The following is a 26,661-nucleotide window of genomic DNA, read 5'->3' on the forward strand; positions in this document are numbered from 1 at the left end:
ACGGGCCGGGAAGTGCCTCAGGTCCAGGGACCGGCCAGCAGGGCCCCCGTCAGCGGCGCGGACGGGTCCGCGCCCAGGTCCAGGCCGGAGGCGGGGGCGCCGGCGCGGACCAGCAGGTCGCCGACGGCGGCGATCATCGCCCCGTTGTCGGTGCACAACCGGATCGGCGGCACCCGCAGCTCCACACCCGCCGCGGCGCACCGCTCCTCGGCCAGCGCCCGGACGCGGGAGTTGGCCGCGACCCCGCCGACGAGCAGCAGCGTCCCGACGCGGTGCTCGCGGCAGGCCGCGAGCGCCTTGCGGGTCAGGACGTCGGCGACGGCCTCCTGGAAGCTGGCGGCGACGTCCGCGACGGGCACCTCGCCGCCGGCGTCGACGCGGGCCTCGACCCAGCGCGCCACGGCCGTCTTCACCCCGGAGAAGGAGAACCCGTAGGCGGGGTCGGAGGGCCGGGACAGGGCGCGGGGGAAGGCGATGGCGTGCGGGTCGCCGTCGCGGGCGACGCGGTCGACGACCGGCCCGCCGGGGTACCCCAGCCCCAGCACGCGGGCGACCTTGTCGAACGCCTCCCCGGCGGCGTCGTCGATGGTGTCGCCCAGGTGCACGATCGGGTCCCGGCCCAGGTCGCCGAGCAGCAGCAGCGACGTGTGGCCGCCGCTGACGACGAGCGCCACGCACCGCGGCGGCAGCGGCCCGTGCTCCAGGACGTCGACGGCGGCGTGCCCGGCGAGGTGGTGCACGCCGTACAGCGGCTTGCCGAGGGCGAACGCCAGCGCCTTGGCCGAGGCGAGCCCGACCTGCACGGCCGTCGACAGGCCCGGTCCGGCGGTGACGGCGACGGCGTCGACGTCGCCGAGCCCCAGGGACGCCTTCTCCAGGGCCTCGTGCAGCACCGGCAGCATGGACTCCAGGTGGGCGCGGGCCGCGACCTCGGGGACGACGCCGCCGAACCGGGCGTGCGCGTCCATGCTGGAGGCGAGCGCGTCGCCGAGCAGGACGCCGTCGCTGACGAGGCCGACGCCGGTCTCGTCGCAGCTGGACTCGACCCCCAGGACGATCACGCGGGGCCCTCCAGCCCGGCGGCGGCGAGGATCTGCTCGCGTTCCCCGGCCGGCAGCCGGTCGACGTAGACGACGCCGTCGAGGTGGTCGGCCTCGTGCTGCAGGCAGCGGGCGAGCAGCCCGGTCCCCACGATCCGCACGGGGGCGCCGTGGACGTCGACGCCGGTGACCTCGGCGGTGTCGGGGCGGGCCAGCTCGGCGTACTCCCCCGGCACCGACAGGCAGCCCTCGCCGTCGAGGTCGAGGCGGCGCCTGCGGCCGGTGGGCAGGTGCAGGACGGGGTTCACGACGTGCGCGACGACGTTCTCGCCGGTCTCCTCGCTGCGGGCGTCGGGGCAGTCGACGACGAACACGCGGGCGTCCACGCCGATCTGGTTGGCGGCCAGGCCCACCCCGTCGGCGGCGTCCATGGAGGCGAACATGTCGGCGACGAGCTGCACGAGGGCGTCGTCGAAGGCGGTGACGGGGGTGCAGGGGCGGTGCAGGACGGGGGTCCAGTACCGCGTGATGGGGTGCACGACCCCGGTCCGGCCCTCGAAGACGATCGGTTCCCGCTCGCTCACCGGGAGATCGTAGGTCAGGCGTGCGGGTGGAACCGGACGGCGAGCAGCGCGACGTCGTCGTCGGCCTGGCCGCGCAGCCGGGCGAGCAGCCGGTCCAGGCCGTCGGCGAGGTCGGCGCCGGCGAGGGCGGACGCCTCGGCCCGCAGCCGCTCGGTCCCGGCGTCCAGGTCGTCGTCGCGGCGTTCGACGAGGCCGTCGGTGTACAGCAGCAGCGTGGAGCCGGCGGGGACGTCGACGACGTGGTCGGTGCGGCGGCCGGCCCCGACGCCCAGGAGGAGGTCGGGGGCGGCGCCCAGGACGCGGGCGGTGCCGTCGGGCAGCACCAGGACCGGCGGCGGGTGGCCCGCGTTGGCCCAGCGCAGGGTCCGGAGCCCGGCCGCGCGGGCGGCCCCGTCCTGCTCGACGCGCGCGACGAGGCAGCTGGCGAGGATCGCGTCGGAGCGGAAGGAGTCGACGACGGACTCGAGGCGGTCGAGCAGCTCGGCGGGCGGGTCGTCGCGGTCGACGGCGAGGGCGCGCAGCGCGATCCGCAGCTGCCCCATCTCGGCGGCGGCGGTGATGTCGTGGCCGGCGACGTCGCCGATGACGAGCAGGGTCGTCCCGTCGGGCAGCAGGACGCCGTCGTACCAGTCGCCGCCGACCTGGTCGCCGGCGTGGGCGGGGACGTAGCGGGCGACGAGCTCGAGGTCGCCGACCTGGGGCAGGTCGCGGGTGAGCATCGACGTCTGGAGGGTGCGGGCGGCGGCGGTCCGCTCGTCGAGGAGCAGGGCGCGCTGGAGGGCCTGGGTGGAGTAGGAGGCCAGCGCGACGAGCATGGCGCGCTGGTTCTCGGACAGTTCGAGGTCCTCGTGCCAGACCATGGTGAGCAGGCCGAGGGTGCGGCCGGCGGCGACGAGCGGGACGGTCGCGAGGTAGCGGACCCGCCCGGCTTCCCAGCGGTGGGCGAGGTCGGGGAAGTTCGTGCGCAGGCTGGTGGCGTCGTCGAAGCGGGGGTGGCCCTGCCGCAGGGCGAGGGTGCCGGGGCCGGGGCCGTCGAGGGGCAGGTCCTGCCACTGCTGCTGCGCGCCGGGGGCGTACTCGCCGGTGAAGGGGGTGCGCAGCAGCCGTCGTTCGTGGTCGACGACGGACAGGGCGGCGTAGGCGGCGCCGAAGCCGTCGCGGGCGACGGCGGCCGCCGCGGCGGCGACGTCGGTGACGGTGCGGGTGGCGGTGAGCGTCTCGGACAGGTGCAGCAGGCGGGTGGTGTGCTCCAGGGAGCGTTCCAGGGAGCGGGTCAGCTCGTCGCGCTCGACCTCGAGGGCGTGCTCGGCGGTGACGTCGCGGAAGGAGCACAGGACCTTGGCGCCGGGGGCGGTCTCGACGCGCTGGGCGCGCACGGCGATCCAGCGGCCGGTGCCGGGGACGGCGCCGGACCAGGTGACGAGGCCGCCCTCGGCGCGGGTGCGGCGCAGCTCGGCGTGGAAGTCGCCGCCGACGGCGGCGGGGAACACCTCCGAGAGCAGCTTGCCGGTGAGGTCGGCGGGGGCGAGCCCGTAGATCGCGGCGCCGGCGGCGTTGACGTGCTCGACGCGCCACTGCCGGGCGTCGAGCACCATGATCCCTTCGGAGACCTCGTGCCACGCGCGCAGGAGCAGCGGGTCCACCGCTCCCGCGGACGACATGGGCTCAGCGTAGGGAGGGTCCTCACCTCCCGCAGCGCTTCGGCGGCATCCGGCTCCCGCCCGGGCACCGCTCAGGCGGGGGCGGCGCTGACGGAGAACTCGACGGTGCCGGTGTCCTGGACGGACACGAACCCGAGGTCGGGGGCCTGGACGCCGTGGTCGGACCAGGTGAGGTCGAGGGAGCCGGTGACGGTGACGGCGTCCTCGGCGGTGCGCTGGACGGTCGCGGGGATCGTCACGTCGCGGGTGGTGCCCTTGAGCGTCAGGGTGCCGACGAGGTCCACGGCGAGGGTGGAGCCGACGTCGAGGCCGCCGAGGGGGACGGGCTCGGTGAGGGTGAGGTCGGCGGTGGGGTGCTGCTCGACGTCCATGATGCGGCTGCTGCGGAACTGGTTGTCGCGCTGGCTGGAGTCGGTGGTGACGCTGGCGAGGTCGACGGAGACGGTGGCGGCGGTGAGCTGCCCGGCGGCCACCGTCAGGGCGCCGCTGACCTGGTCGGTGCGGCCGGTGACGGTGACGTCCTGGCCGTTGAGGACCTCCTCGACGCGGTACCCGGCGGTGCCGCCGGGGGTGATGGTCCAGGGGCCGTCGAGGGTGGCGTCGTCGGAGGCGGCGGTGGGTGTGGTGGCCGGGGTGGCCCCGGCGGTGGCCAGCGGGGCGGCGGCGTCGTCGGCGAGGGCGGCGTAGACGCGGGGGCCGACGAGGGCGGCGACGGCGAGCAGGGCGGCCAGGACCGCCAGGGCGATCCACGGGCCGCGCCGCCGGGGGCGGCGGCCGGGGGTCGGGGGGCGGTCGGTGGTGGACGTGCTGCTCATGGCGGTCACCTCGGGGTCGGGGGCGCGGGCTGCTCCCCGGCGTCACGAGGGGGCCGGGGCGCAGGTTCACCGACGGAGCTGTGACTGCGCTGTCGACAACGCTGGGTGAACGTTCATCGACGCCCGGGTGATCGACTGTCGACAGCCGGGATCGCCCGACTACGACGCCACGTCGTTGGATGGTCGCGCTGAACGGTTGCGGCAGTAGGGGCCCGACGGCTCGAAGCACCCGCGCGGAGGGCCTACCCTCGACGGGTGCCTTTCGAGCGACTTGAGCGGCTGCGTCTCATGAGCGACTACCTGGCCCCGACGCCCGTGTGGGCGCCGGCCGACCTCGGCGGCTTCGTCCTCAGCCTCACGCACCTGGACGACCTGGGGCTGGACGAGCACCTGCGCACCGGTCTCCTGCGGTGGCAGGCCTACTTCGACGAGCACCACCCCGTCGACCTGTGCGGCTGGGACTCCCCCTCGTCCTGCACGGCCTACGCCAGCGAGGGGTTCCGCCTGCAGTCCGAGCTGAGCCACGCCCTGCCGGGCGTCCGGTTCGACCTGGACCTGTGGCCCGTGCGCGCGGTCGACCTGGACGTCATCCCCCTCTGACCGCTACGCCGGGGGCGCCGCGGGCGCCGACGCGGCGGGCGCGGGCGCGGTGGGCGCGGGCTTCGGCGCCGACGGGTCCGGCCCGCAGACCACCCGGTTGTCGGTGTTGTAGGTGGTCGTCCACGTCTCCCGCTGCTGCGGGCCCCCGCCGACCGGCGTCATGACCCGCGTGACGTCGACCGTGAACCCGGTGTGCGGGGTGGGGTTCGGGCGGCACGACGCCGAGGTGTCGTACACGGTGCGGCCGGGGCGGACGTTGCGGCGCGGGGAGGTGATGGACTCCACGTCCATGAACCTCGTCCCGTACATCGAGACGACGACCTTGTTCCCGACGATCCCGGCCTCGATGTACACGCCGTGCCCGGAGTCGTTGCGGAAGCGGTTGTCGATGCTGCGCCAGTCCAGCGTCGCCTCCCGCCCCTCGGGGTAGCGGGAGATGTAGAGCGAGTGCGGCTTGTGCTCCAGCTCGTCGAGCCCGGCGAAGAACACGTTGTTGAACAGGGTCGTCGACAGCTGCGAGACGCCGCCGCCGTAGTCGTCGACGAGGCGGCCGTTGGAGATGACGGGCGCCTTGTTGAACCCGCGCGCGGCGGTCCGCTCCCCGACGGTGTCGTTGAGGGAGAACTCCTCCCCCGGGCGCAGGATCGTGCCGTTCACGTACCCGGCCGCGATGCGGATGTTCTCGGTGCGCTTCGCGTCGGACGTCAGGGTCGTCGCGAACGTGGAGATCCGCTCGCGGATGCCGAGGCCGTTCAGCTCCTCGGTCGTCAGCTCCGGCTGGCTCTCCACGAGCTGCACCTCGGCGCGGCGCGTGGGGGCCGTCCCGGTGAGGGCCTTCGCGGCGGCCGCGGCGAGGTCCTCCACGGGGGCGGCCCGGCCGGTGACGGCGGGCACGACCTGCGGGACGTCCCCGGCGATCTGGATGCGGGCGTCCTGCGGGGCGGTCTCGAACTGGGGGTCGGCCGCGACGAGCGCGGCCTGGAGGCGGGGCCCGTCGACGACGAGGGCGGCCTGCCCGTCCACGGGCCGGACCGCGAGCGCGGGGGCGAACCCGGCGGGGGCGATGGTCGCCTCGCGCCCGCCGCCGGCGACGACGAGGTCCCCGGCGACGGCGGGCCGGGCGATGGTGTCGACGGCGGCCTGGATGCCGGCGGCGTCGACGCTGGGTTCGGCGACGGCGGCCTCCAGGGTGAGGGGGCCACCGCCGAGCCAGCCGGCGGCGACGGTCCCGGCGGCGGCGCCGGCGTCGAGGGTGCGGCCGGCGGCGGGGGCGGTCACGGCGGGTTCGACGACGCCGCCGTCGCGGACGTCGAAGGTGACGGCCCCCTCGACGGGGGCGAGCGCGACGGAGTCGGCCAGGGGCCGCAGCGCGGCGGTGAGGGCGCCGGTGTCGACGTCGACGTCGGGGGCCGTGGCGGTCCCGCCGGCGACGTGGCGCCACAGGTCGGCGGGGCTCCAGGCGGGCCCGGTGAGGCGTTCGGCGGTGCCGGGGACGTCGATCGCGAGGCCGGAGTCGGCCGGGACGAGCTGGCCGCCGGCGGCGGCGCCGGCACCGGTGACCTGCAGGGCCAGGGGCCGGGTCTGCAGTTCCCGGGCGCGCTCGCCGAGGACCCGTTCGACGCCGGCGCGGTCCCGGCCGCCGACGTCGGCGCCCAGGACGGTGGTGCCGCGGGGGGCGTGGCCGCCGAGGGCGAGGGCCGCGGCGCAGTACCCGCCGGCCGCGACGACGGCGCCGAGCCCGATCCAGGTGGTCGGCCGTCGGGCCCAGCTGCGGCGGGGCCGGGCCGCGGGCCGTCCCGTCTCCTGCTGCGCCGGCTGGTCGGTGTTCGTCACCTGTCGTGCCCCCTGCTGTGATCCCCCGTCGCGGGACGCAGGACGCGTCCGCGGGTCCAGCCTAGGAGCCCGGTGTGCTCCCCACGTGCCGTTCACGTGCCCTTCCCAGGACCACCCACCGCGATGCACAACGCATCGGATGCATTTCGTATCGGAATGCCCTACCCTGGGACCGTGACCACCGCCCCGCCCGGCCCCGACGCGCGCACCACGCGGCGCCGCGAGCAGACCCGGGCCCGCCTGCTGGCCGCCGCCCTCGACGTCCTCGGCGAGCAGGGCCTGGCCCGCAGCAGCGTCGAGAGCGTCTGCGAGCGCGCCGGGTTCACCCGCGGCGCCTTCTACTCCAACTTCGCCACCATGGACGACGTCGTCGCCGCCCTCTACACCTCCCAGGCCGCCGCGCTCGTCGACCGCGTCACCGAACGCCTCGCCGACGGCCTGCCCGGCACCGACCTCGACCAGGTCGTCGGGCACGTCCTGGAGGTCCTGCCCGTCGACCGGCAGTGGCACGCCGTGCGGGCCGAGTTCACCGCGCAGGCGCTGCGCAACCCCGACGCCGCCGCCGCCCTGGCCGAGCACCGCGCGCGGCTGCGGGCCGAACTGGCCCCCGTCCTCGTCGCGGCGCTGCACCGGATCGGGCGCCGGCCCGCCGTCGGCGCCGACGACCTCGTCCGCGCGCTCGTCACCGCCCACGAGGGCCTGGTCACCTCCACGCTGCTGGGCGAGGGCCCCGGGGTGGGGACGCGCCTGCTGAGCGCGACGCTCGCGGCGTTCACCGAGGAGTCCACCGAGGAGTCCACCGGGGAGGTCCCGTCGTGATCAGCGCCGAGGGCCTGGGACTGCGCGCGGGCGGGCGCACCGTCTACTCCGGCGTCGACCTCGACGTGCCCGCCGGCTCGACGCTGGTGGTGCGCGGTCGCGCGGGAGCCGGGAAGACGTCGCTGCTGCTGACGCTGGCCGGCCGGATGCGACCGACCGCCGGGCGGCTGAGCGTCCTGGGCGAGGAACTGCCCGCCCGGGCCCGCTCGGTCCGCCGCCGGGTCGCGCTCGCCGAGGTGCGCGGCGTCAACGAGCTCGACGACGCCCTCACCGTGGAGCAGCACGTCGCCGAGCGCCTCGTCCTGCACCAGCCGTGGCACCGGCCGTGGGTGGGCGAGGAGCAGGTCGCCGAGCAGCTGCACCGCGTCGAGCGGGCGCTGGCCCGCACGGCCGAGGCCGGGGCCGACGTCCCCGCGCTGCGGCCTCGGGAGTTCGTCAGCGACATCGACCCGCTGGAACGCATGACGCTCGGCGTCGTGCTGGCCCTCATCGGCCGCCCCGACGTCCTCGTCGTCGACGACGTGGACTCGTTGCGCCGCAGCGAGGACCGCCGCCGGGCCTGGGAATCGCTGGCCGCGCTGCGGGAGCAGCAGCCGGGCCTGACGGTCGTGGCCAGCTGCTCCGACACCTCCGACGTCCGCTGGCACCCCGGTGACGGCCGCACCCTCCTCGACCTCCCCCAGCTGTGACAGGACGAACAGTGAAACTGCCCAGGTTCTCCCTCCCCGGCCTGGAACTGGCCCGGTTCCGGCGCGCGACGATCACGAAGCTGGCGCTGGTGGCGGTGGTGGTCGTCCCGCTGCTGTACGGCGGCCTGTACCTGTGGTCGAACACCGACCCGGTGAGCCGCCTGTCGAACCTGCGGGCGGCGGTCGTGAACTCCGACTCCTCCGCGACCGTGACGGGCGTCGACGGTTCCCCGCGCACCGTGGCGGCCGGCGACGAACTCGTCGGCGAGCTCACCGGCCCCGACGCCGCGGCCGGTTTCCACTGGGAGACCGCGACCGAGGAACAGGCGCGGGACGGGCTGCGGGACGGTGAGTTCGCGGCGGTCCTGCGCATCCCGGAGGGTTTCTCCTCGGCGCTCGCCTCGACCGGCGGGGACGACCCCCGGCAGGCCCGGCTGACGGTCACGACCGACGACGCCGAGAACTACATCCTGGGGCAGGTCGCGAACACGATCGCCACCACGATCCGCACGAAGGTCGCCACCGGCGCCACGACGGACTACCTGGAGAACGTGTACGTCGCGTTCTCGCAGGTCCACGACTCCCTCGGGCAGGCCGCCGACGGGGCCGGTCAGCTGGCCGACGGGGCGCAGCAGGCCGACGAGGGCGCGAACACCCTGGTCGTCGGGCTGGGCGACCTGGGGTCGGGGGCGGCGCGGCTGGCCGACGGCACCGGCGCGCTGCGCGCGGGGTCGCAGCAGCTGGCCGACGGGACCGCGCAGGTCGCCGCGGGCGCCGACGGCGCGGCGCAGGGGGCCGGGCGGCTGGCCTCCGGGCTGGACCAGCTGCGGACCGCGACGCAGGACCTGCCGGCCCGGACCGCGGAGCTGTCGGCCGGGGCCGCGCAGGTCGCCACCGGCACCGGTCAGGTGTCCGAGGGCGCCGACGCGCTGGCGCAGGCCGCCGACCGGCTCCTGCCCGCGCTGGAGTCGGCCCGCGACCTGGACCCCGTCGTGGCGCAGCTGCTGGAGCGGGCCCGGGCGCAGGCCGCCGCCGACCCCGGCGACGAGTCCCTCGCGCAGGCCGTCGCGACCCTGGAGCAGGTGCAGCGGACCCTCGCCGACGGGTCGCCGGCCGGGGCCGCGCAGCAGGTCCGCACGCAGGTGGACGCCCTCGCCGCGGGCGCGGACCGGCTGTCGGCGGGAGCGGCGGCGGTCGCGACGGGCGCGCAGCAGGTGGCGCAGGCGGCCCCGGCGCTGGAGCAGGGCGTCGCGCAGGCCGCCGAGGGGGCCGACGCGCTCGCCGCGGGGACGACGACGCTGGCGGCGGGGGCCCGCTCGGCCGCCGACGGCGCGCAGCAGCTGGCGACCGGCGCCGGCGGCGTCGACGACGGGGCCGTCGCGCTGCTGAACGGCGCCTCCCGCGCCCAGGACGGCGCGTCCGCGCTGGCGGGGGGCACGAAGCAGCTCGCCGACGGCGCGGGGTCGCTGCGCACGCAGCTGGCCGACGGTCAGCAGCGCGTCCCCGACTACGGCGACGAGGGCACCGACCGCGCCGCGGTCGTCGCCGCGCCGGTGGCCGCCGAGCGGGTGAAGGACCACGCGGTGTCCCGCTACAGCGACGGCCTGGCCCCGCTGTTCGTGCCGGTGGCGCTGTGGGTCGGCGGGATGGTGACGTACATGGTGCTGCGGGCGGTCTCGCAGCGGGCGCTGGCCTCGACGGCCTCGTCGCTGCGGGTGGCCGTGGCGGGGTGGGCGCCGGGGGCGCTGCTGGGGGTGGCGCAGGCCGTGGTCCTGTGGCTGGTCCTGTGGCTGGCGGTGGGCATCTCCTCGCCGCACCCGGTGGCGACGGGGGCGTTCGCGGCGCTGGTCGCGGTGGTCTTCACAGCGGTGCACCAGTGCCTGAACGCGCTGCTGGGCGGGGTGGGCCGGCTGGTCGCGCTGGTGCTGCTGGTCCTGCAGCTGACCTCGGCGGGCGGGACCTACCCGGTGGGGACGTCCCCGGCGTTCTTCGAGGCCATCCACCCGTTCCTGCCGATGTCGTACGCGGCGGACGGCCTGCGGCACCTCGTCGCGGGCGCGGCGACGGGCCCGGTGTGGGCGGACGCGGCGGTGCTGGCCGGGTTCGGGGTGCTGGCGCTGGGGGTGACGGTGGTGGCGTGCCACCGGCGGCGGACGTGGACGGTCGCCGAGCTGCACCCCAGCCTGTCGCTGTGAGGCCGCGTCGGCGCCCCCGCGATCACAGCGCCTCACGCCCGGGCACACGGACCGACGACGGGCGGCCGGCTCACCCGCCGACGTGGATCCACCCGGCCCAGCTCGAGGGCTGGTGCACGCGCAGGTTGCGCAGGGTCCGCACGGTCTCGTTCAGCGCGAGGGCCACCTCCTGGGCGCCGACCCCCGGCGAGAGGACGCCGCGACGGTAGAAGAGCTGGGCGGCCTGCAGCGCCACCCTGTCCTGGACGGTCCACATCGTCGCGACGACGTGACGGAACCCGGCCAGCTGGAAGGCGGTGGCGAGGTGCAGCGACTCGTCGGGCAGGGCCCCCCGCAGATCGGCGGTCGAGCACGCCGACAGGAAGCAGCACCACGCGTCGAGGTCCAGGCGAGCCACGTCCCCGAAGGAGAGCCCCTCCCCGTCCGCGGCCAGGAGCAGCGCGCTCGCCGACGGGTCGACGACGTCGACGGAGCAGTGCCCGGCGAAGTGGAAGTTCGCGTGGGCGGCGATCTCGGTGACCAGGGACTCGGCCGTCCTGGCGTCCGGGACGGTGCAGTCGGTCCCGAACAGGTCGGCGATGGCGTCGATCTCCGCCCTCGCCCCCGGGAGGTCGCACTGCCCGGGGGTGACGGGGACGCCGAGCGCCAGCAGCGACGGCGACGCCGCAGGCCCGTCCCCCCGCGAGCGGCGCGAGTGCGTGAAGGCGCGGAGCGAGGGCGCACAGCTGGAGACGACGCGGTCCACCACGGTCTGCGGGGCGTCGTCGAAGCGGGTCGAGTGCCGTCCCGCGGCGTGCCAGGGCAGCACCTCGGCCCCGCCGGAGGTGAGCCACCACACCCGCGGGCACGGCCCCGCGGGGTCGAGCCCCGTCGAGATCCGCAGGTGGTCCAGGACCGGCCCGCCGACGGTGTCCCACATCCAGCGCAGGACGGAGTCGACGACCGCCTCCGCCTCGCGCCGCCCCTCCGGTGCGGGCGCCGGCTCCTGCGCCCGGGCGAGGGCGGCGTGGAAGCGGTGCCCTGCCCGCTGGACCGACTCGACGCTCACCCCGGGCAACCGGAGGCTCGTGATCCCGCTGGACCGCACGACGATCGCGTCCGACCGGTGGTGGCTGACGCAGAGCGCGACGACCACCTCGTGGTCCTCGAGCCGGGGGAGCCGGAAGTCGTCCACCGATGACGTCAGCTCCTGGAGCTCGCCGTCCATGCGGTGCCGGGCCAGGGCCTCTCGCACGACGTCCAGCGCGCCGGTGGCGCCGGGGACCGGCTCGCCCTCCTCGGGCCGGGTCCAGTCCAGCTTCCTCAGGAGGTCCCCCACCCGTCCGGCTCCCAGGTCGCTGCCGAGACGTTCCCGCGAAGCCAGCGCACGGGAGACCAGCAGGGCGCGAGCGCTCTCCCAGCACCGCAACGCGCCCGCCACGTCCCCGCACTCGAGGAAGGCGGCAGCGGCGTGACCGCTGATGTTCTCCCGGAGGCTGGAGGCGAGGATGCCCTGGGTGTCCGCGGAGCCCAAGCCCCGCGAGACGTGCCGTCCCTCCATCTCGATCGACCTGCGGTAGGCCTCTGCGGCGGTCTCGAACTCGCCTGCCAGCAGCGCGAACTTCGCCCACCCCTGCGTGGCGGACACCGCTGTGACCCGGGACGTTCGCGGGTGCTGAGCGGCTCTGCGGAAATCGTCCGCGGTTCGGGCGAAGTCGGCGACGTCCCCGCTGACGAAACCGATCGAGCCGGACTGCAGGGCGAGGTTGAACAGGGCGATGGCGTGGAGGTGGGAACTCGGGTCCAGTCCACCCAGGGCGTCCCGCGCGGCAGCGTCGACGGCACGGAAGTCGGCGAGGGGACTGTCGACCGTGAGGTCCCGGTCCAGCAGCTTGGCCTCGTTGGCCTGCAGCACCCCCATGAGCAGCGCATCGGACGAGAGGGAACGGGCTCGTGCCCTCAGAGCTTCGACCTCGCGCGCCACGCCGGGACCACGGGGGCCGTTGTCGAGGACGGCCACCAGGTTGATCAGCCGCCGCGCCTGGTCGTCGGCGGAGCGGCTCAGCGCCACCGCGGCTCGCGCGGATTCCTGCGCCCGCTCGTGGTCGGGCACCTCACGCGTCCTGCGGTAGCGGCGCATCAGGGTCTGCGAGTGGTTCACGTGGTAGCGCGCGGCGTCGGTGTCGCCGGCTCCCCCGTCGACGGCGCGGGCGGAGAAGTCGACGCCGGCTTCGAGGAACCGGCTGTCCCCGGTCTCGTCGTGCAGGACCGCGAGGAGCAGGCCCACGTCCGACAGGACGGCCGGCTGTTCGTCGGTGACTTCGCCGGCCCACGACACCGCCGCCTGCGCGAACGCGTCGAGGTCTTCCGGGGTGGGACGGTCCTCCCACAGGAGGCGGCGCAGCGTGAAGTGCGTCTGCCGGGCTGAGCTCCGCACCGCAGGGTCCAGGTCACCGTCCAGCAACTGCCGGACGCGCGGTTCGACGCGCCGCAACTCCTGGACGTCCGGCGCCGGGGAAGCCTGGTAGTGCTCGACGAGCACGTCGGCGAGGAGGATCGTCGAGGTGCGCGAGGCCCCGGGACGTCCAGCGCAGGCGCGCGCCAGTTCGAGGACCCGGCGGGCGGTGGCCTCGTCCGCGACGTCGTCCGGCAGCGAACGCAGGGAACGGGCTCCCAGTTCCTCCACGTGCGCCCGGAGCCCGCCGTCGGTGAGCAGTTCCGCACCCCGGGCGCAGGTGTCGGCGAGACGTCGCAGGGCCGGGACGTCGAGTTCTGAGAACCCCGGGAAACGTTCCAGGACCTGCCCGAACCAGCTGGCGACGTACTGCTCCACCTCCTGCGGGTCCCGCGTGGCCGGCGCCCGATCGAGGGCGATCGTGAGCAGGTCCAGACCTTTCGCGAAGGAACCGGCTCGCCCCAGGCACCCCAGGGCGACCGTTCCGAGAACCACGGACAGGTCGTGCGGGCAGCTGTTCACCATGTCCCGCAACTGGCCGTGGAGTCGTTCGAGGAGGACGACGCACTGCTCGTCCTGGTGGAAGACCAGCGCGTGCCGGTACTCCGCCAGCCTCCGGAGGACCAGCCAGTGGTCGCGGTCGTCGCCTGGCACCGCCGCCTCGACCATGCTCCCGAAGTGCACGTGGTGGGCCTGCAGCGTCCGGGGGTCGGCTTCTGCCATGCGCTGGACCCAGGCGGGGTCCGTGGCGCGACCGGACACGTCCTCGGGATTCGCGGCGTCTCGGGCACGCACCAGCAGCGTGGGGAGTTCGGTGGACCCGGCCAGCTGCCGGGCGTGCGCCACCGCCGCCGCGATCTCCCGCCCTCCGTCGACGAGCGGGGAGTCGATGAACCGGAACCACCGGGCGAAGAGCAGCGACCTGCGCAGCCCGTCGTCCGTACCGGCCCGCGCTTCGAGCTCTTCCAGAACGGCCTCCACGTCAGGTCCGAGCAACGAAGACGCGTTCTGCCTCCCGGAACACTCCACCACGCGCTGCTCGAGCCACGCGGCGGCGGGGTCGGTGCCAGGGCTCACGCTTCGAACACGGGGTGGTTGTCGTCACTGCCGCGCCACAGGTAGCGCGACAGCTCGGCGCCGGTCGTCAGCTCCTCCGCGGGGTTCTTCGGCAACGGCCAGCGCAGCGCCCTGTACAGCTCCCGCCGGTGGCAGTCGAAGGCGACCGCCACGAGTTCGCGGAAGACGTCCGCGTGGGCCGGGACCAGCCAGAGGACGCTGACGACGACGACGACCGAGCCGATCAGGACCGCCCAGGCAGTGACGAACCCCAGCAGGCAGAACGCTGCGCCCCAGACCGCGGCCGAGACGGCGAGGTCGAGGTTCCTGCGCGCAGCCGCCAGTTCGGCCCTCGTGGTCTCCGGCAGCACCGCCCACAGGACCGGCCAGGTCGCCGCAGCGTCCAGGCCGTACCGGTCGGCCGGGTACCGTTCCGCGGCGGACAGGAGGTCCCCCGTTCGTGTCGGGGTGAGCGCCGAGCGCTGCTGGGGCCGGCGAACCCGGCGGACCTCCAGCCGGCGCAGCTGTCCGAGCTGGTCCGCCGAGCGGTGCTGCTCGGGCACCGACACCAGGGTCTGCCACTGCGCGTGCTCCCGGTCGACCCTGCGGGCCCGCCGATCGATCAGCCGGCGCCGGACCGCGGACGGCCTCCCCGGTGACTGCCCGGCCAGGACCATCAGCACGGGCCTCGTCGCCTGCTGGACGAGGACCGCGGACGACGCCGAGACGAGCAGCAGGAGGACGCTGGCCACGAGCGGCGCGACGAGCCCGGTACCCGCAGCCCAGCGACGAACCTCCCGGTCGATGCCGCGCAGCCCGTGCGCGTCCCAGAGCACGAGCAGGACCGCCGAACCCCAGAACGTCACGCCGGGCCACAGGGAGCTGAGCCACCGTTCGAGGACCTTGCCGCCGGCGCCGGCCCACACCCCGGTCAGCACGCGTCACACCCTGCCCAGGGCAGCACCGTGCGACGGGCACGGCGGTACCCGGTGTCCGAGGGCCGGGCGCACCCACTCGAACCCGCACCCTGCGGTGGGACAGCGGAACCGGTCGGCCGTGATCGGCCCCGGCGCTCCGGGGAGTCCCTGGTACGTCACCCCACGGACGGGTTCGGACTGCAGGTCCGGTGCCCGGAACCGGGGAGCGTCGGCCAGCACGGCCTCGACGAACGCGGTGGCGGTGGCGTGCTCGTCCACGACGGCCTCGAGCTCGGCGTCGCGGGCGGCACCGTCCGCCGCCCGGCGCAGCACCGCTTCCAGCCGCGCCGCCAGCGGACGTCCTGCCCGGGGCCCGAGGACGTCCTCGGCGCGACCGAGGAGCACTTCGACCGCACGGCAGTAGTCGGATCCCCCGACCGGCTCGACCATGGTCCGACCCTAGTGCGGGACCGCCCGCGGAACCGGCTTCAGCCGGGGGGCGTGAGGTGCTTGGGCATGCACACGTTCGCGCGCTGGTCGGCGGGCGTGGAGGCGAACATGCTGGCGCACCACGTCCTGACGTCGTCGGCGTCGGCGAACGGCCCGGCGGCGAGGGTGACCCAGTAGGCGTTGCCGCGGGCGTCGACGAGGCCGTCGCCGAAGTCGGTGGTCCGCAGCACGAACACGTCCCCGCCGGCGGCGCCGGAGGCGATCTCGCGGCTCTGGGCGAGGATGTCGGTGGCGTAGAAGGTGCTGCTGCCGTTGGCGGCGGTCTGCACGGGGTCGGTGGTGCCGACGCTCTTGGCCGAGAGCTGGGCGGCCCACTGCCCCCGCGGCGGGTGGTCCGCCAGGCCCCGGGCGCGCAGCTCCTCGAGCTCGGCCGTCGCGGCGGCGTCGGCGGCGGCGGTGCCGCCGGTGGCGGTGCCGGACGGGCCGGTCACGGCGGTGGTGAGCGCGGGCGGCGCGCCGGGGGTGCCCTGCGCCGAGGTGCCGGCGCCGTCGGACGTGGTGCCGGGTGAGGTGGACGAGCGGGCCGCGAGCACGCCGAGCATCCCGAGCAGGACGACGGCGAGGACGGCGGCGGTGACCTGGAGCCCGCGCGGCGGTCTGGGGGGCCGGGGCGGTGCGGGGGTCCGGACGACCTCGGGGGCGGTGGGCGGGGCCGTCCCGGGGGTGGACGACACGGTGGTCGTGCCGAACTCCTCCCACCAGGGCGCACCCGACACGACGACCTCCCGACGCTCCGGGTGCGACCGTCGCACCCCCGCGGCGCTCGGACCCTGCGACGCCGGGCGCGCCGCGCGGGTTCCGCGTGCTCGACCCAGCATGCCCCCGCCGGACCCCCTCAGGCGCGTCGAGACCCGCGTCAGCCGGCGAGGACCTGCGTCCACCAGCTGCCCGCGGCGCCCTGTTCCTCGGAGATGCCGACGGTCGTGAGGCGGCAGTCGAGCAGGTTGGCGCGGTGACCGGGGCTGGCGAGCCAGGCGTCGACGACGCCGGCGGCGTCGTAGCCGACGGCGACGTTCTCGGCGGTGCGGGAGGGGAAGACGCCGGCGGCGGCCAGGCGGGTGCGCGGGGAGCTGCCGTCGGTGCCGGTGTGGCTCATGACGCTGCTGGCGACCATGTCGGCGGTGTGCCGGTCGGCGGCCAGGGTGAGGGCCTGGTCCAGGACGAGGGGGGCGCAGCCGGCGGCGGTCCGGGCGAGGTTGGTGCGGTCCAGGACGTGCAGCTCGCCGGGGTCGGCGAGGGGGGCGGGCACGACCTCGTCGGCCGAGGCGGGGGCGGCCAGGGCGAGGGCGGCCAGGGCGGCGGCCGAGGCGGCGAGGGTGAAGGTGCGGAGGGGGCGCCGGGGGAGCGTCGTCATGTGCTGCACTCAACCAGTCCTGTGAGCGTTACAGGTGGGCGATGTGAGATGAACCACACTCCATGTGATCATCCAGGCACACAACGTGATGAGCCGATGAGGTATGGGACGCACCGGCGGCCCCGTCGGTTCCCTCCCCCGGCGACGCAGCGGGCCGGGACCCCGCCCGGGGCCCCGGCCTGTCGGCGCGGGTCAGCTCTTGGTGCTGAACGCCGCGTCGAACGCGGCGGCCGGCGGCTGGAACAGCTCACCGAGACCGCGGACGAACGCGAGGGCGTCGGGTGCGCCGCGGAGGCGGTCGATGCCCGCGTCCTCCCACTCCACGCTGGTCGGGCCCGCGTAGCCGATGTTGTTCAGCTCGCGGAAGATCGCCTCCCACGGCACGTCCCCGTGCCCGACGGAGGTGAAGTCCCAGCCGCGGCGCGAGTCCGCCCACGCCAGGTGCGAACCCAGCCGGCCGTTGCGGCCGTCGAGCTGCTTGCGGGAGTCCTTGCAGTGCACGTGGTAGATCCGGTCGGCGAAGTCGCGCAGGAACGGCACCGGGTCCAGGTCCTGCCACACGAAGTGCGACGGGTCGAAGTTCAGCCCGAACGCCTCGCGGTGGCCGATCGCCTCCATCGTGCGCTTGGTCGTCCAGTAGTCGTACGCGATCTCCGAGGGGTGCACCTCGAGGGCGAACTTCACCCCGACCTCGTCGAACACGTCCACGATCGGGTTCCAGCGGTCGGCGAAGTCCTGGTACCCGCGCTCGACCATCGCCTCGGGGGTGGGGGGGAACATCGCGACGGTGTGCCAGATCGAGGAGCCGGTGAACCCCGTGACGGTCTTCACGCCCAGGCGGGCCGCGGTGCGCGCGGTGTTCTTCACGTACTCCGCGGCGCGCTGCCGGACGCCCTCGGGGTCGCCGTCGCCCCACACGTCCACGGGCACGATGTCCCGGTGGCGCTCGTCGATGAGGTCGCACACGGCCTGGCCGGACAGGTGCGCCGAGATCGTCCACACCTTCAGGCCGTGCTCGTCCAGGACGGCCTTCTTCTCGGCGATGTAGTCGTCGTCGGTCGCGCCGCGGGTGGAGTCGAGGTGGTCGCCCCAGGTCGCGATCTCCAGGCCGTCGAAACCCCACTCGGACGCGAGGCGGCAGACCTCCTCGAAGGGCAGGTCGGCCCACTGGCCGGTGAACAGCGTGACGGGACGGGGGGTCTTCAGCGGTTCAGCCACTTCTTCCTCCTCAGATGGACGTGTAGGCGGAGTTGTTCTCGGCGCTGCGCTGCACCGCTTCGAGGACCTGCTGCACCTGGAGGCCGTCGGCGAAGCTCGGGCTCGGGTCGCGCTCGTCGGCGACGGCGCCGAGGAACTCCTGCAGCTCGTGGACGAACGGGTGGTCGTAACCCAGCCCGTGCCCGGCGGGCCACCAGTTCGCCACGCCCGGGTGCTCGGGCTCGGTCGCGAGGATGCGGCGGAAACCGTTCTCGGCGTCGGGCAGCGTGCCGTCGAAGAAGTGCAGCTCGTTCATCGACTCGAAGTCGAACGCGACCGAGCCCTTCGAGCCGTTGACCTCGATGCGCATGCCGTTCTTGCGGCCCAGCGCCATCCGGGTCGCCTCGAACGTCATGAGCGCCCCGCCGTCGCCGCGGCCGAAGAACACCGCCGCGTCGTCGACGGTGACCTCGCCGAACTCGGTCGACGCCTCCGCACCCAGCCCCGTGTTCGCCCCCGTGCGGGCGGCCTCCAGCGGGCGCTGCTTGACGAACGTCTCCACGGTCCCCGAGACGCCGGTCAGCCGCTGGCCGGTGATGAACTGCGCGGCGTCGATGATGTGCGAGCCGATGTCGCCGAGCGCACCGGCACCGGAGCGGTCCTTCTGCAGGCGCCACGTCAGCGGGAAGCTCGGGTCGACGATCCAGTCCTGCAGGTACACGGCGCGGACCTGGCGCACCTCCCCGAGGCGGCCGGCGTCGACGAGCTGCTTGGCCAGCCCGATCGCGGGGACCTGGCGGTAGTTGAACGCCACCATGCTGCGCACGCCCCTCGCCGACGCGGCGCGGGCGGCCTCGGTCATCCGCTGCGCCTCCTCGACCGTCTTGGCCAGCGGCTTCTCGCAGATGACGTGCTTGCCGGCCTCGAGCGCGGCGACGGCGATCTCGGCGTGCGAGTCGCCCGGGGTCAGGATGTCGATCACCTGGACGTCGTCGCGCTCGATCAGCGTGCGCCAGTCGTCGACGCCCTCCTCCCAGCCGAACTGCGCCGCGGCGGCCTGCGCGCGGGACAGGTCGCGGCCGGCGAGGGCCACGCGCCGGGTGCGGAACCGCGGGGTCCCGACGTGGTCGACGGAGCGCCAGGCGTGCGAGTGGACCGCACCCATGAAGGAGTGGCCGACGACGGCGACCCCGAGCTCGGGCCGTGCGGACTGGTCAGCGGTCATGCGGGCTGTTCCTCCTGGACGTCGTCGTCTGCGGTTTCCGGTGCGGATCGTACTAACCGGTTCAGGGACGGGGAACCGGCGGGGTGGCCCCGTTCAGGGGCCCGGGCGGACCGACCGGCGCCGCACGATCGAGGCCGGCACCCGCCGCACCCCGCTCCCGGTGGCGGTCCCGTCGAGCAGCTGGAACAGCCACGTCATCGCCTGCCGCGACACGTCCCGCGGGTGCTGGGAGACCGCGGTCACCGGGACCGGGAAACCCGTCGCGTCGGCGTCGGTGGCCAGCGCGACGAGGTCGAGGTCGGTGCCGGGGCGCAGCCCGGCGTCCTGGACGGCGTGGGCGACGCGCGCGAGGTGGCTGGTGACGAGCAGGGCCCGGTCGCCCCGGGTCAGGACGTCGCGCACCTGCCGCTCCACGCGGTCGTGGTGCAGCGGCACCCAGTCCAGCTCGACGCCCTGCGCGGCCGCGGTCGCCTCGGCCGCGGTGCGGAACCGGGGGACGTAGTTCAGGTCGCGCTCGGCCGCCTCCGGCCCCCACCCCAGGACGGTGACGCGCCGGTTCCGCGCGAGTTCGGTGACGAGCAGCCGGGCGCCGTCCTCGAAGTCGAAGTCGATGCAGTGCAGGCCCTCGTCGTCGGCGGGGAACCCGACGAACATCGTCGGGACGCGCAGGTCGCGGGCGATCGGGGCGCGGGGGTCGTCGGTGCGGACCTCCATGAGGACGATGGCGTCGCACAGCGCTCCCCCGGCCACCCGCCGCAGCCCGTCGACCCCCTCGGCGGCCGTGACGAGCAGGACGTCGTGGTCGCGCTGGCGCGCCGCGAGGGTGATCTCCTCGATGAACGCCATGAGCCCGGCCGCCCCGAGCGCGGAGTCGAACGGCATCGCGACGGCGATGACCTGCGTGCGCTGGCTGGCCAGCGCCCGCGCTCCCGCGTTGGGCTGGTAGGTGAGCTGCGCGATCGCGTCCTCGACCAGGCGGCGGGTCTTCTCCGAGATCGGCCGCTTGCCGCTCATGACGTAGGAGACCGTCGACTGCGAGACGCCGGCGACGCGCGCCACGTCCTTGCTCGTCACGGTCCGCGCTGTCCGGGGCACCGCACCCTCCCACGTCGTCACAGCATCGTCGATGCGTATCGACAGGGCGACCGTAGCCCACCCCGCGCACCGCCCACAATCCCCGCCCGCTCCGCGCGGCGGGCGGGGAGGCCGGGTTCAGCGGCTGAGCGCGGCGCGCACCGAACCCCAGCCCTTCAGCACCGCCAGCACGTCCTCGCGCTGCTCGTCGGCGACGGCCCGCGCGTGCGCGCGGTCCAGGACGTCGTCCAGCCGGACGCGCGCGCCGGTGGCCACCGACTCCACGGCCGCCTCGACCATCGCCAGGCTCAGGACGTTGTCGTGCACCTCGCCCCACAGCGGGGTGCCGTCGGCGAGGAACCGGGTGAACGCCGCGAGCGAGCCCGCGATCCCCTCGCCCGGGTCGGTGCCCGCGGCGGTGCCGGAGCCCTCGGTGGCGCCCTCGGCGACGGGGTCGTGGTCGCCGTCCCAGGTCGCGGACCCGGCCGCCCCGGACAGCCGCCACGCCCCGTTCCAGCTCGTCTCCAGCCCGGGCGCGCACCAGCTGCCGGTGAAGGTGTAGCGCGCGCCGCCCGACATCTCGAACATGGCCGCGGCCGAGGCGTCCCCGGCGTACCAGGACCACGGCGGGTTGAACGACTCGCAGTACACCGAGACCGGGTCGGCCTCCAGCAGGAACCGGGCCAGGTCGAACTGGTGGATCGCCATGTCCACCAGCAGCGGCTGGGCCATCTCCTCCCGGAACCCCCCGAAGCGCGGCGCCTTGAAGAACTCCGTGGACAGCGACCCCGGCGTGCCCAGGGCCCGCACCTGCTCGCGGAACGCCTCGACGTGCGGGTTGTACCGGCGCGACTGCGACACCACGAAGGGCAGGCCGCTGACCTGCGAGGCCGCCACGAGCGACAGCGCCTGCGCCACGGTCGGGGCGACGGGCTTCTCCCCCAGCACGGGGTAGCCCGCGAACAGCGCGGCCGTCGTCACGGGGTGGTGGGCGACGGGGACGGTGACGTTGACGACCGCGTCGGCGCCGGCCGCGCGGGCCAGTTCCACCGTGTCGGTGCCGACGGGGACGTCGGGGACGCCCGCCTCGGCGAGCGCGGCGCGGGCCACGGCCAGGTCGAGGTCGACGACCCCGGCCAGTTCCACCGCGGGGTCGGCGAGGATCGTCGCGAGCCACGCCTTGCCCATGCCGCCGGCGCCGACGAGGACGACCCTCACCGCTGCTCCTGCTTCTCGGGGTCCAGCGCGCCCTGGTAGCCGTGGCCGTTGTAGAAGTCCTCGGTGTCGTAGCGCAGCAGCACCGGGTCGGTGCGCTCGGGCCGCACCGTGACGGCCCACTCGACGGCGTTGGCGATGACCTTGCGCACGCCCTCGTGGAAGTACGTCGGGTAGTCCTGGTCACCGGGGCGGAAGTAGAAGATCTTCCCGAAGCCGCGCTTGAAGGTGATGCCGGACCGGAACACCTCGCCGCCGGAGAAGGAGGAGATGAAGACGATCTCGTCGGGGGCGGGGATGTCGAAGAACTCCCCGTACATCTCGTCCTCGTCGATGATCAGGGGGTGCGGGACGCCCTGGGCGATGGGGTGGGTCGGGTCGACCGTCCACAGCAGCTCCCGGTCGTGCTCGGAGCGCCAGCGCAGCGTGCAGGAGGTCCCCATGAGCTTCTGGAACACCTTCGACCAGTGCCCGGAGTGCAGGACGATGAGGCCCATCCCGGCCAGGACGTGCCGGTGGACGCGCTCGACGACCTCGTCGGAGACCTCGCCGTGCGCGGCGTGCCCCCACCAGGTGAGGACGTCGGTGGTGCGCAGGACCTCCTCGGTGAGCCCGTGCTCGGGGTCGTCGAGGGTGGCGGTCCGGACGGTGACGGCCTCGCCGAGGTTCGCCTCGATGCCTTCGGCGACGGCGCCGTGCATGCCGTTCGGGTACCTCTTGGCGACCTCGGGTTCGAGCTGCTCGTGGCGGTTCTCGCCCCACACGGTGACGCGGATCGTCATGGGTTCCTCCTAGGACTTCACGGCCCCGCCCGTGACCCCGGCGGCGACGTACCGCTGGGCCAGGACGAGCAGGGCGATGGCGGGCAGCGACGACAGGACGGCCGTCGCCATGATGGGGGACCAGTCGGCGACGAAGCTGCCGACGTAGGTGTACAGACCCAGCGTGATGGGCCGCAGGTCGGCCGTCGTCGTCAGGGTCAGGGCGAAGAGGAAGTCGCCCCAGGCGAACAGGAACGTGAACAGCCCGGAGGTGATGAGCGCGTTGCGGCTCATGGGCAGCACGATCGAGACGAACGCGCGGACGTGCCCCGCGCCGTCGACGTAGGCGGCTTCGACGATGGAGGCCGGGATGGACCCCATGAAGGCCCGCATGAGGATGATGGAGAACGGGATGCCCGCCGCGGAGTCGGCCAGGATCAGCCCCCACAGGGTGTTCAGCATCCCGAGGTCGCTGTAGGCGGAGTACAGGGCGTTGGCGACGACGATGCCGGGGACCATCTGGGTGATGAGGATCCCGAACAGGACGACGGTGGCCCAGCGGCCGAGCTTGAAGTGGGCCATGGCGTAGGCGGCGGGGGTGGCGATCAGGAGGCTGAACACCACCGAGCCGAGGCTGATGAGCAGCGACGTGACGAGGTTGCCGCCCTGCTCGGAGATGGCCGTGGTGTACCCGCGGAACGTGAGGTCGAACGGCAGCCACGGCGTCGCGACGGCGTTGCCCGCCGGCTGCAGCGACACGTTGACCATCCAGTACAGCGGGAACAGCATGAAGGCCAGGATGAGGATGCCGACGACGGTGTGCAGCGGGCGCCGCGGGGCCTTCCCCGTGGTGGTGGCCGTCGTGGGGGCCGTCGTCCGGGTGGGGACCATCGCGCTCATTCGTCGATCGCCTTCCGGTTCAGCCGCAGGTAGACGACGGCGAACACGAGGGAGATGACGATGAGGATGTTCCCCAGGGCCGCCCCGGCGCCGAAGTCGAACTGCTTGAAGGACATGTCGTAGGAGAACGTGGAGATCGTCTGCGTGGAGTTCGCCGGCCCGCCGTTCGTCAGCCCGAGGATGACGTCGAGGACCTTGAGCGTGTAGACGACCCCGAGGACGAGGACCACCGTGACCACCGGTCGCAGCATGGGCCAGGTGATGTGCCGGAAGGCCCGCCACCCGGTCGCCCCGTCGAGGGCCCCGGCCTCGTACAGCTCCTCGGGGATCTCCTGGAGACCGCCGTAGAGGATGGTCATGTTGAACGGGATCCCGAGCCAGATGTTGACCCCGATGACGGCGACGAGGGCCAGCGACGTCGAGGTCAGCCAGTTCGGGTGGACGTCGAGGAACGGGACCGCGCCGAGGATCCGGTTCAGGGCGCCGTTGTCGGTGTCCAGGATCCAGCGCCACACGGCGGTGCCGGCGATCATCGGGATCAGCCAGGGCAGCAGGATGAGCGAGCGCAGCACCCCGGACAGGGCGAACTTCTTGTGGAAGAACAGGGCGATGGCCAGACCGAGGACGAACTGCCCGGCGATGGACCCCAGCGTGAACAGCACGGTGTTCAGCAGCGACCGGTCGAAGATCGCGTTGCCGAGGACGGCGCGGTAGTTCTCCAGCCCGACCCACGGGGCCTCGCCGGTGTAGAACGTCTTGGTCGTGTACTCCTGGAAGCCCATGACGACGTTCTTGACGACCGGGTACCCGAAGAACAGCAGCAGGTAGACCACGGCCGGGACGATGAACGCGACCTCGACCAGCCGCGTCCGCACCTTCTCCCGCGTCCCCCGCCCCGACGGCTCGACGGCCGTCGGGGTGGTGGCGCGGCCGGTCGCGAGGTCAGCCATTCTGCGCCTGCTCCAGCGCTTCCTCCGGGGTCATGCCACCCACGAGGGCGTTCTGGACCGCCGTGTAGATCTTGGTGGCCGCGTCGGGCCACTCCGGCCCGAGCTCACCGGTGCGGGCGCGCAGGTCCGGCACCTGGTCGGCGAACGCCTGGAGGTTGGGGTTCTTCGAGGTGACCTGGCCCGCCAGTTCGGGCTTGGTGGGGACGGTGCCGGTGCCCAGGGAGATCTCGACCTCGTTCTCGTCGCTGTTGAGGCACTGGACGAGCTCGGCGGCCTTCTTCATCTTCTCCTCGTCGCCGGTCTGCGGGACCGCCCACGCCTCGCCGCCGAAGGGCGAGACGGACTTCCCGCCGGCCTGCGGGACCGGGATGGGGACGATGCCGTACTCCAGGCCCTCGGTCTCGTCGAGCGGGCCGAAGTTCCACGGACCGTTGATCATCATGGCGGCCTTGCCGGCGGTGAACTGGTCGGCGACGTCGGCCTGCGACCAGTTCACCGACGACTGCGACAGCGCCCCGGAGGTCATGAGGTCCTTGACGAGCTGGAGCGCGGCGGCGGTCTCGGGGGTGTTGATGTCCTTCTCGTCGCCGCCGTTGGACCACATGAAGGGCAGGAACTGCCAGGTGCCCTCGTAGGTGTTGATGTTCGACATCGCGAACCCGTACTGGTCGCCCGCGGTCAGCTTCGCCGCGGCGGCCTTGAGCTCGTCCCAGGTGGTGGGCGGGGTGACGCCGGCCGCTTCGAGGGTCTTCTTGTTGTAGAACAGCGCGATCGTGTTGGTGACGGGCTGCAGGGCGTACAGCTTCCCCTCGTAGGTGGAGGCCTTGAGGACGCCGTCGGCGACGCCGGTGGAGTCGATGCCCAGGTCGTCCAGCGGCGCGAGGGCGCCGGACTCGGCGATCTGCTGCACGTCGGGGTTGTCCAGCATGAGGACGTCGGGCAGCGTCTTGGACGAGCTCTGCTGCAGGACCTTCTGGATGAGGGTGTCGCCGGGGACGGCCTCGCGGGAGATCTTCACGCCCACGGTCGTGCCGCACTCCTCGATGGCGCTGTTCCACAGGGACGCGTTGGGCTCGGAGTTGTAGTAGTCCAGGACGCGCAGGGTGCCGGGGTCGCCGCTGGCCGATCCCCCGCCGCTGCCGCCGCCGCAGGCGCCGAGGGCCAGGGGCAGCGCCAGCAGGGCCGCCAGACCGGCGCGGGTGGAGCTCCGCCGAACCGTGTGTCGAGCCATCTCGTTCCTCCTCCGCCCACGACGTCGTGGGCCGTCGACCATCGATGCGCATCGATGGTGGGTGTGGTGCTCCCGGGTGGGGCACCGCGGTGGGGCAGGGGTCAGTGCGTCGCCGGGGTCGCGCGTCCCGGCCGTCGGGTGGGGCCCGGGAGCCTGAGCGTCGTCACCGCACACCCTCCGTCCCGGACCACCGCGTCCGTCGAGTCGTCGATACGCATCGTCGATGCGTATCGAGAAACTAGCCCGGCCGGGTGGACCTGCACAAGGGGCCCGTCAAGTTCGTCCCCCGGAGGGCCGATGGTGGCTTCGTCGTCCTACCCGGGGAGCTGCCGTGCCCAAGACCGTCCGAGCCGCCGTCGTCGCCGCCACCGCGCTGGCGCTGACCTCGGCCCCCCTCGCCGCCGCGCACGCCGCCCCGGTCCCCACGCCCGCCCCCGCCCCCGCGGGCACGACCGTGCAGGTCGACGCGCTGCGCTGGGTCGACGGCCGGCCGGTGCTGGAGACGCGGACCGCGACCGACGCGGCCTCCGCGGCCCGGCTCGCCGCGCGGCTGGAGGCGGCCCCGGACATCAGCGACGCCCAGCCCCGCACCACGTACGCGCTGACCCCCTCCGCGGACGCCGCCCGGCTGAGCGGCCGCCGGCTGCTGACCACCGACCCCTACCTGAAGTACGCGTACCACCTGAACGCCGTCGACGCCTACGGCGCCTGGGCCGTCACGCAGGGCGCGGGGGTCACCGTCGCCGTCCTCGACTCCGGCGTCGACCCGCGCCAGCCCGACCTGGTGGGCCGGGTGCGGGACCTCGGCAACTTCACCCGCGAGTCCGCCGCGATCGTCGTCGACCACGGCACCGAGGTCGCCACCGTCGTCGCGGGCGCCTACGGCAACGCCGTCGGCGCGGCCGGTGTCGCCCCCGGGGTCACGATCCTGTCCGGGAAGGTCTGCGAGGCCGCCGGGTGCTCCAGCGACGCGGTCGTGAAGGGGATCACGGCCGCCGTGAACGCCGGGGCGGACGTCGTCAACCTCTCCCTGGGCGGGGAGACGTACAACCGCACGACAGCCGCGACGGTCCAGTGGGCCGTCTCGAAGGGCGTCGTCGTGGTGGCCGCCGCGGGGAACTCCGGCGACCAGGGCAACCCGGTCGAGTACCCGGCCGCCTACGACGGGGTGATCTCGGTGTCCGCCTCCACCCCGACCGGGGCGGCGGCCGCGTGGGCCCAGCACAACTCCTACGTCGACCTCAGCGCGCCCGGCGAGTCGATCCCCGCGGGGCTGCCGCTGACCGACGGGACCTACCCGTACGAGCCGGTCGCGGGGACGTCGTTCTCCGCCCCGCAGGTCGCCGCCGCCGCCGCGCTGGTGCGCTCGGTCGCGCCGGACGCCGACGTGGCCACGGTCGAGGGCTGGCTCAAGGGCAGCGCCACCCCCGCCTCGTGGGCCCCCGGCTACGGCACCGGCCTGCTCGACGTGGCCGCGGCGGTGGACGCCGCCCGCACCGCCACGGTCGGCGCCCCGGCCCCGGCCCCCGAGCCCGCGCCGGTGCTCGTGCCCCGCACCCCCCGGGCCCTGAAGCCCACCCCGGTGCCGCGGACGAGCTGAC

23 protein-coding genes are annotated in these 26,661 nt (G+C 74.4%); 5 read left to right on the forward strand and 18 right to left on the reverse strand.

Annotated elements, in window-relative coordinates:
- Positions 1-17: 17 nt before the first annotated feature.
- The 4 genes from tsaD to ACRYRX_RS17465 all read right to left on the reverse strand — a co-directional run bounded on the left by tsaD (position 18) and on the right by ACRYRX_RS17465 (position 4,100).
- Positions 18-1,061 carry a tRNA (adenosine(37)-N6)-threonylcarbamoyltransferase complex transferase subunit TsaD gene (gene tsaD, locus ACRYRX_RS17450; protein ID WP_432513823.1) on the reverse strand — a complete coding sequence of 348 codons (1,044 nt, stop codon included), beginning with the start codon at positions 1,059-1,061 and terminating at the stop codon, positions 18-20.
- A complete protein-coding gene (def, locus tag ACRYRX_RS17455; RefSeq protein WP_432513826.1) occupies positions 1,058-1,624 on the reverse strand; it encodes a peptide deformylase in 567 nt (188 codons plus the stop codon). The genes tsaD and def overlap by 4 nt, the downstream gene beginning before the upstream one ends.
- A 14-nt stretch (positions 1,625-1,638) precedes the next feature.
- The gene (locus ACRYRX_RS17460; RefSeq protein ID WP_432513828.1) at positions 1,639-3,285 is read right to left on the reverse strand and encodes a PP2C family protein-serine/threonine phosphatase; all 1,647 of its coding nucleotides are present in this window, start codon (positions 3,283-3,285) and stop codon (positions 1,639-1,641) included.
- A 71-nt stretch (positions 3,286-3,356) separates the two neighbouring features.
- Positions 3,357-4,100, reverse strand: a complete 744-nt coding sequence (locus tag ACRYRX_RS17465) for a YceI family protein (RefSeq protein WP_432513829.1) — start codon at positions 4,098-4,100, stop codon at positions 3,357-3,359.
- A 255-nt stretch (positions 4,101-4,355) separates the two neighbouring features.
- Between ACRYRX_RS17465 and ACRYRX_RS17470 the strand changes: the two genes are divergently transcribed.
- Positions 4,356-4,700 carry a hypothetical protein gene (locus tag ACRYRX_RS17470; protein WP_432513832.1) on the forward strand — a complete coding sequence of 115 codons (345 nt, stop codon included), beginning with the start codon at positions 4,356-4,358 and terminating at the stop codon, positions 4,698-4,700.
- Between the two features lie 3 nt (positions 4,701-4,703).
- Here the strand turns inward: ACRYRX_RS17470 and ACRYRX_RS17475 are convergent, their stop codons facing one another.
- Complete coding sequence (locus ACRYRX_RS17475) at positions 4,704-6,533, reverse strand: VanW family protein (protein WP_432513834.1); 1,830 nt, start codon at positions 6,531-6,533, stop codon at positions 4,704-4,706.
- A gap of 174 nt (positions 6,534-6,707) precedes the next feature.
- Between ACRYRX_RS17475 and ACRYRX_RS17480 the strand changes: the two genes are divergently transcribed.
- From ACRYRX_RS17480 to ACRYRX_RS17490, 3 genes are read left to right on the forward strand one after another with little or no spacing between them, the layout of a single operon-like run.
- On the forward strand, positions 6,708-7,352 hold the full coding sequence (locus ACRYRX_RS17480; RefSeq protein WP_432513836.1) for a TetR/AcrR family transcriptional regulator: 645 nt from the start codon (positions 6,708-6,710) through the stop codon (positions 7,350-7,352).
- On the forward strand, positions 7,349-8,041 hold the full coding sequence (locus ACRYRX_RS17485; protein WP_432513837.1) for an ABC transporter ATP-binding protein: 693 nt from the start codon (positions 7,349-7,351) through the stop codon (positions 8,039-8,041). The genes ACRYRX_RS17480 and ACRYRX_RS17485 overlap by 4 nt, the downstream gene beginning before the upstream one ends.
- A gap of 11 nt (positions 8,042-8,052) precedes the next feature.
- Positions 8,053-10,236 (forward strand): YhgE/Pip domain-containing protein, encoded by a 2,184-nt coding sequence (locus ACRYRX_RS17490; protein WP_432513839.1) that lies wholly within the window; start codon positions 8,053-8,055, stop codon positions 10,234-10,236.
- Between the two features lie 70 nt (positions 10,237-10,306).
- Here ACRYRX_RS17490 and ACRYRX_RS17495 read toward each other — a convergent pair whose 3' ends face one another.
- The 13 genes from ACRYRX_RS17495 to ACRYRX_RS17555 all read right to left on the reverse strand — a co-directional run bounded on the left by ACRYRX_RS17495 (position 10,307) and on the right by ACRYRX_RS17555 (position 25,060).
- Positions 10,307-13,651, reverse strand: coding sequence for a CHAT domain-containing protein (locus tag ACRYRX_RS17495; RefSeq protein ID WP_432513840.1), 3,345 nt, complete (start codon positions 13,649-13,651; stop codon positions 10,307-10,309).
- 92 nt (positions 13,652-13,743) lie between these two features.
- Positions 13,744-14,664 (reverse strand): hypothetical protein, encoded by a 921-nt coding sequence (locus tag ACRYRX_RS17500; protein WP_432513842.1) that lies wholly within the window; start codon positions 14,662-14,664, stop codon positions 13,744-13,746.
- 3 nt (positions 14,665-14,667) lie between these two features.
- On the reverse strand, positions 14,668-15,093 hold the full coding sequence (locus ACRYRX_RS17505; RefSeq protein WP_432513844.1) for a hypothetical protein: 426 nt from the start codon (positions 15,091-15,093) through the stop codon (positions 14,668-14,670).
- 38 nt (positions 15,094-15,131) lie between these two features.
- Positions 15,132-15,869: a hypothetical protein gene (locus tag ACRYRX_RS17510; RefSeq protein WP_432513845.1), complete on the reverse strand. Its 738-nt coding sequence runs from the start codon at positions 15,867-15,869 to the stop codon at positions 15,132-15,134.
- A 140-nt stretch (positions 15,870-16,009) separates the two neighbouring features.
- Complete coding sequence (locus tag ACRYRX_RS17515) at positions 16,010-16,507, reverse strand: CAP domain-containing protein (RefSeq protein WP_432513847.1); 498 nt, start codon at positions 16,505-16,507, stop codon at positions 16,010-16,012.
- 192 nt (positions 16,508-16,699) lie between these two features.
- The gene (locus ACRYRX_RS17520; protein ID WP_432513850.1) at positions 16,700-17,725 is read right to left on the reverse strand and encodes a sugar phosphate isomerase/epimerase family protein; all 1,026 of its coding nucleotides are present in this window, start codon (positions 17,723-17,725) and stop codon (positions 16,700-16,702) included.
- Positions 17,726-17,735: 10 nt separating this feature from the next.
- Entirely contained in the window at positions 17,736-18,929 is a 1,194-nt protein-coding gene (locus ACRYRX_RS17525) for a Gfo/Idh/MocA family protein (RefSeq protein ID WP_432513851.1), read from the reverse strand.
- A 93-nt stretch (positions 18,930-19,022) separates the two neighbouring features.
- The gene (locus ACRYRX_RS17530; protein ID WP_432513853.1) at positions 19,023-20,003 is read right to left on the reverse strand and encodes a LacI family DNA-binding transcriptional regulator; all 981 of its coding nucleotides are present in this window, start codon (positions 20,001-20,003) and stop codon (positions 19,023-19,025) included.
- A 138-nt stretch (positions 20,004-20,141) separates the two neighbouring features.
- Entirely contained in the window at positions 20,142-21,221 is a 1,080-nt protein-coding gene (locus ACRYRX_RS17535) for a Gfo/Idh/MocA family protein (RefSeq protein ID WP_432513854.1), read from the reverse strand.
- Positions 21,218-22,000 (reverse strand): ThuA domain-containing protein, encoded by a 783-nt coding sequence (locus tag ACRYRX_RS17540; RefSeq protein ID WP_432513856.1) that lies wholly within the window; start codon positions 21,998-22,000, stop codon positions 21,218-21,220. Before ACRYRX_RS17540 ends, ACRYRX_RS17535 begins: the two co-directional genes overlap by 4 nt.
- Before the next feature lie 9 nt (positions 22,001-22,009).
- Positions 22,010-22,879, reverse strand: coding sequence for a carbohydrate ABC transporter permease (locus ACRYRX_RS17545; RefSeq protein WP_432513858.1), 870 nt, complete (start codon positions 22,877-22,879; stop codon positions 22,010-22,012).
- Positions 22,876-23,829: a carbohydrate ABC transporter permease gene (locus tag ACRYRX_RS17550; RefSeq protein ID WP_432513861.1), complete on the reverse strand. Its 954-nt coding sequence runs from the start codon at positions 23,827-23,829 to the stop codon at positions 22,876-22,878. Before ACRYRX_RS17550 ends, ACRYRX_RS17545 begins: the two co-directional genes overlap by 4 nt.
- Positions 23,822-25,060 (reverse strand): sugar ABC transporter substrate-binding protein, encoded by a 1,239-nt coding sequence (locus tag ACRYRX_RS17555; RefSeq protein ID WP_432513862.1) that lies wholly within the window; start codon positions 25,058-25,060, stop codon positions 23,822-23,824. The genes ACRYRX_RS17550 and ACRYRX_RS17555 overlap by 8 nt, the downstream gene beginning before the upstream one ends.
- 331 nt (positions 25,061-25,391) lie before the next feature.
- Between ACRYRX_RS17555 and ACRYRX_RS17560 the strand changes: the two genes are divergently transcribed.
- Positions 25,392-26,660 carry a S8 family serine peptidase gene (locus ACRYRX_RS17560; RefSeq protein ID WP_432513864.1) on the forward strand — a complete coding sequence of 423 codons (1,269 nt, stop codon included), beginning with the start codon at positions 25,392-25,394 and terminating at the stop codon, positions 26,658-26,660.
- Position 26,661 lies beyond the last annotated feature (1 nt).

It is taken from the genome of Kineococcus lubricus, from assembly GCF_050871965.1.
GTDB lineage: Bacteria > Actinomycetota > Actinomycetes > Actinomycetales > Kineococcaceae > Kineococcus.